This window comes from Mesorhizobium sp. M7A.F.Ca.AU.002.02.1.1, from assembly GCF_003998535.1.
Classification (GTDB): domain Bacteria; phylum Pseudomonadota; class Alphaproteobacteria; order Rhizobiales; family Rhizobiaceae; genus Mesorhizobium; species Mesorhizobium ciceri.
In genome coordinates, this window is sequence record NZ_RZPB01000526.1 from 1 (window position 1) to 4337 (window position 4337).

The 4337-nt window shown below is 58.9% G+C and carries 4 protein-coding genes and 2 pseudogenes; 3 read left to right on the forward strand and 3 right to left on the reverse strand.

Features of this window, described 5'->3' with window-relative positions:
• From EN879_RS25805 to EN879_RS25815, 3 genes and pseudogenes are all read right to left on the reverse strand, one after another.
• On the reverse strand, positions 1–141 hold a 141-nt coding region (locus EN879_RS25805), incomplete at its 3' end, for an alcohol dehydrogenase catalytic domain-containing protein (protein WP_164774576.1).
• Between the two features lie 213 nt (positions 142–354).
• Positions 355–741, reverse strand: coding sequence for a hypothetical protein (locus tag EN879_RS40170; protein WP_224675712.1), 387 nt, complete (start codon positions 739–741; stop codon positions 355–357).
• A 466-nt stretch (positions 742–1207) separates the two neighbouring features.
• Positions 1208–1459: pseudogene (locus EN879_RS25815) on the reverse strand (DUF2269 family protein); the annotation flags it as partial.
• A 1564-nt stretch (positions 1460–3023) separates the two neighbouring features.
• On the opposite strand from EN879_RS25815, the pseudogene EN879_RS25825 reads away from it, so the two are divergent.
• From EN879_RS25825 to EN879_RS25835, 3 genes and pseudogenes are all read left to right on the forward strand, one after another.
• Positions 3024–3107: pseudogene (locus EN879_RS25825) on the forward strand (spore coat protein U domain-containing protein); the annotation flags it as partial.
• Positions 3104–3442: a hypothetical protein gene (locus tag EN879_RS25830; protein ID WP_164752009.1), complete on the forward strand. Its 339-nt coding sequence runs from the start codon at positions 3104–3106 to the stop codon at positions 3440–3442. The pseudogene EN879_RS25825 and the gene EN879_RS25830, both read left to right, overlap by 4 nt.
• A gap of 223 nt (positions 3443–3665) precedes the next feature.
• On the forward strand, positions 3666–3827 hold the full coding sequence (locus tag EN879_RS25835) for a hypothetical protein (protein WP_244514446.1): 162 nt from the start codon (positions 3666–3668) through the stop codon (positions 3825–3827).
• Positions 3828–4337: the final 510 nt, after the last annotated feature.

The following is a 4337-nucleotide window of genomic DNA, read 5'->3' on the forward strand; positions in this document are numbered from 1 at the left end:
GTTGTGGTAAAGGTGAAGGTCGGAGCCGCAGATGGCACAACTCGTCACCTTGATAATCGCGTCCCGTTCATCCTCAATTTCTGGATCGGAGACCTGATCGCAGCGTATGTCTTCCTTACCGTGCCAGACCAACGCACGCATAGCCCGCTCCTCTGTTGGCAAGGTCGATCGGGACCCGCGCTTGGCAAGCGGGCATGCTATTCATCGACCGTTCCCGCCGCCTGTCGAACCGCAATGGCCGACCTATGTTCCGGGAGCTTGAGAGAATATTTTGGGCCATTCCAAACGGCGCCTTCGCCTGACCGCGACTCGCTTGCCGCTCCGTCTGAAGTCGGCTCCTCAGTCTTGATGCAGCTACGGCATGTCTTCGTTGTTTGTGCCATGCACGTTGGAGCCGTGCAGGAGGGACTGGATTTCGTCTAGATCGATGTTGCCGTCACCATTCTCGTCGATGCTATTGAACATCCTGCCGACCGCGCTTTGAACCTCGGCCTCGGACAGTGACCTGTCGCCATCCGTGTCCAACAGGCCGAACATAAGTCGCATGCCGGCACCGCGCATCTTTTGGTGACCACGGTGTCGAGCCATTCTGTGTCCTCTGCCCCAGTCGCCACGATTTCGCCAATGGTCGCCATGCCGGCTAGCTTCATCGGGGCGGTCAGCATGCCCGTTGCGGTCGCCCTGGTCGTTGCGGCTATCTTCGTCACGGAAAGCTTCTTCAGAACCGCGATCCTGGTGCATCCTCTCCCGGACAGCTTGCTCAACCATCTGGCGGATTATTTCGCGTGTCTGTTCACCCCCCTGTCCGTTTGCGTTCGACCCGGCGCCGGGTTGTTCGGTCGCCGTCGTGGGTGCAGGCGTCGTGGGTGCCGGTGTTCCGCTTGACTGGGCGAGCGCCGGGGACGTGAGGGCTATGAAAGTGGCGGCGGCGGCCGTCGTGCTGTGTGGAAATCTCATGGCATGCCTCCATCGAACCATCGGCCGTGTTTGTTTGGGTCAAACTGGGGCTCGGTCTGATTGTTCCCTCAAGGGGATGAGTCACGGCGAAGTTACAGGCCATGTGCCCGTGGGCGCAGGGCGACCACAACCAGAATGGTGGAGATGGTGATGGCATTCATGTCGTCGTAGCCGCCTTCTGGAATGGCGGAACGTGCCAAGGTGTTGCAGCGCTGTGGTGGAGCTTGCTTCGCTGCCGCGGCCTGCAGGGCGAGAGATCGCGCATCTCGATCTGCATCCACACGACTGGAAGCCAGAACAGGCCGGTAATGAGGTAAAGCAGGATCGAAAAGCGCAATCCACCCCTCGGTCGGCGAATAGGCGGAATGCCAGGCGAGGGCATGAGCCACCACCGCGGTTGCAGTGAACACGAATTCAGCGATCACGCGATGCGTGCGACCGCTACGATAGTCGCGGAATTTGCGGTCTGATGGGCGAGCAGCATGAACAAGGCGATGCCGGCCGGACGGCGAGTTGTTCGCAGACCGCCTCGGACGGTTCAGTGCAAGGATCAAATCCCCCTGCGCCGCTCATGGACGCAGCGCCAGCTCAGGAACCTGATCGGCGGGATCCGCGATGTTCATGGACCCGATTCCCGGCGGAAGTGCGGCATGTGGGCTGGATCGTTTGACAAGCGATCGGAATGTCAGGAAACCAGAGCGAGGCGGCGCGGCACAACCGGCGGCCAGCGCCTTGGCGAAGGTCACGCATGTCGACCTGCTGACCGCACGTCGGCCAGATGTAGGAATATCCTTCTTGGGCTCGCCGCTGTAGAGCTTGCCGGGAATTGATCCACCAAGATCGGATTGCTCGTCATATCCATCGACTTGTCTCAAATGTTAGCGAACTGTTCTGCGCTTATTCCCGTCCGCTCGGTCAAAGTCTAACGATCAGGGAAGCACATTGGAAAGCACATGCGGTAACGGTTGATTCAACCATTGCTGGTATGTTGGTGTGGGTGGCGACTCCGACAGTTGGGCGGGCGCTTCAGTGCCGGAGCCGCCTGCGCAGTCCGGTTGGGGTTTGACCGCGCCGTCCTATAATGGGACAGCGCGGTCAACGATTCGTTAAAATGCTCCGGAGCTAATTAAACGTGTGCTAAATTGAATCGCAGTGTTGCGAGTCAGCTCATGCGTTTGAAGGTCATCAGGCTATCGCGCAGGAAGGACGAGGCGGTGTTAGCCGTCAGTCATTCTATCTCACGCGCTGACGACCTCTGGCGCCTTCCAAGTCATCGATTGTAATCATCGATCACTGCTTGATGTATGGCTAGCGACAGTGACTCACCAAAGACATGAACTCAGAAAAGAAACCAACGAAAGCTGGACCGTGTTTAACGTGTTGACTGGGCAGCCAGCAGAGGGTGACGTGGCAAGGCTTGAGCGCCCAACCTATGCCTGCAGCATCAAGAATATGATCCTGCCAAGAGCGCCTAAGAGCAGGGCAAGCTGCATGTGCGTCATCCTGACAACCAATCGCCAGGATTTTGCGGCTTGAGCCGCGAGCTCTTGTCTCCCCTATGGCAACAGGGTCTTTGCCGAAGGACGCTTCGAGCCGCTTATGCTAAGCTGCTTTCACTGCGATATCTGAAATGCAGGCAGGACGTCCGCAACCCCGGAAAGCCAAGGGGTGGATTGGGATCGAGAACGCGACGATCGCGATCACCGTCGAAGGCATTGATCGCGCCGATTCCAATGTGCGCCGTGTCGGACTTCCGGCTTTTAGACCATGCGACAGCTCCCTGACTCGAGAGGCGAACCCACTACGGCGCACTAGACGCGGAAAGGGAGAATGCTGGTTCAGTGGGGGCCTTTGGGCCCAACGGACCGCACCGGCCACTACGGAAGAGATTTGGACAGTCCGCGGTGCTCAAGCCATAGTTCGATGTGTTCATGGCGCGAGGGGGCGCCTGCTATCTTGACATGGTGCGCGGTCACAGCGTGGACCTCCTGAATGGCGAAGACCCGAAACATGGATGGCCAGGCAATTCGCTCGTGTAGCAACGCGTCCGGGGCAACCGAGTCTTCACGGTTTATGGTCGCGTCCCGCCGCAGGCCACTCCTTCCGCAGGCGTATACACCGACACGGTTGTCGTCACTGTGACCTATTGAGCGATGAAGGCCTTTCCGACAAGACCTTGGTCCGAATTGACATTTACCTGACCCGCTCGAATGATCCGGCCAATGCAGGGGCAGGGATCATGCTGGTAACAAGCATCGCGAACGGCACCTTCGAGCCGGAGGAACTGTCTCTTCTCCAGGGGCTGTTCGATATGCTTTGTGAGCTGCGCGGCATTAACCGCGAAAGCCCCGAAGCTACGACGGCTGCCGAAAGCCTGATTGCACGTTACAAAGCCGGCCTTCGCGGCGATGAACTTTTTTCTATCGGTCGCGCCGGAGTAGCTGCTGCTCCAACTCTCTTCAGGCAATCCATCGGGAACCATTAAGGTCACAAAGGGGTTGGGCTCGGTCAAACCGTGCGGGCCAACCATGCAAGAGCTTTCTCCCGAGCAACAGCAGGCTACATCGCGTCTCATTCGGTCGTGGATTACTTCAGAGACGCTGCGCCATCAAATCCGCCAACTGCTGGGAGGTCCAGCAGATTGGGATGTGACCGAGCAGCATCGGTCCATGCTTGACGAGCTGGATCGGAAGCTGAACGAATGACCCATGGCACAGCAGCGGTACGACTTAAGGCAAGAGCCAGGTGGAAGCTGGACGGTGTTCGACGTGTTCACCGGCCTGGCGGCTGATGCGTGGGGCGCGCCGGCTGAAGGTCTGGACATGGGACATGCCGACGATCTGGTTGGCCTGCGAACGACATTGACCTGAAGCGTAGGGTCGCCCGAGGTGACTTCTAACCGTTGCTTCAATCTTCCCGCCGACCGCATCGACAGATGGTGATTTGGCAGGCTCGCCTATCGTGCTCTCTACCCGCTGCAGGATCGTATCGAGGGGCTCCGCGACCAGGATCTCGGCGAGCGGTCGATAGACGAATCCCAGGGACTCGGCGCGAGCAGACAGCTGAAGGCCCTTGCGATCCTCGGATTTGACTTCGCCGCGTCGGGAGTAACCCGTCCTTTCAGCGTGCGCAGCCCAATGGTAACTCCTGGGCGTCTTGCTCCCAGCGCTACAGCTCGAACCGCAGTTGACGTTGATCCGGCGGCAACACATCGCCTAGCGACGAAGCGTGACGCCATTCGGATGAGTTTCATGCCGCCCGTTCGCCAGGCGCTTCAATTGCCAAAGGGGGTGCGGTTCTATGTCAAAAGGGTAGGTCGGCACGATCAGATTACCAAGCAAGGGTGACGGTGACCGTGCCGACCGGCACTGGTCATAAGG

Excerpts from the sequence above, each read along its gene's own strand:
- EN879_RS25835 (WP_244514446.1), top strand. The coding sequence starts at position 3,666 with ATGGCACAGCAGCGGTACGACTTAAGGCAAGAGCCAGGTGGAAGCTGG.
- EN879_RS40170 (WP_224675712.1), bottom strand. The coding sequence starts at position 741 with ATGCACCAGGATCGCGGTTCTGAAGAAGCTTTCCGTGACGAAGATAGC.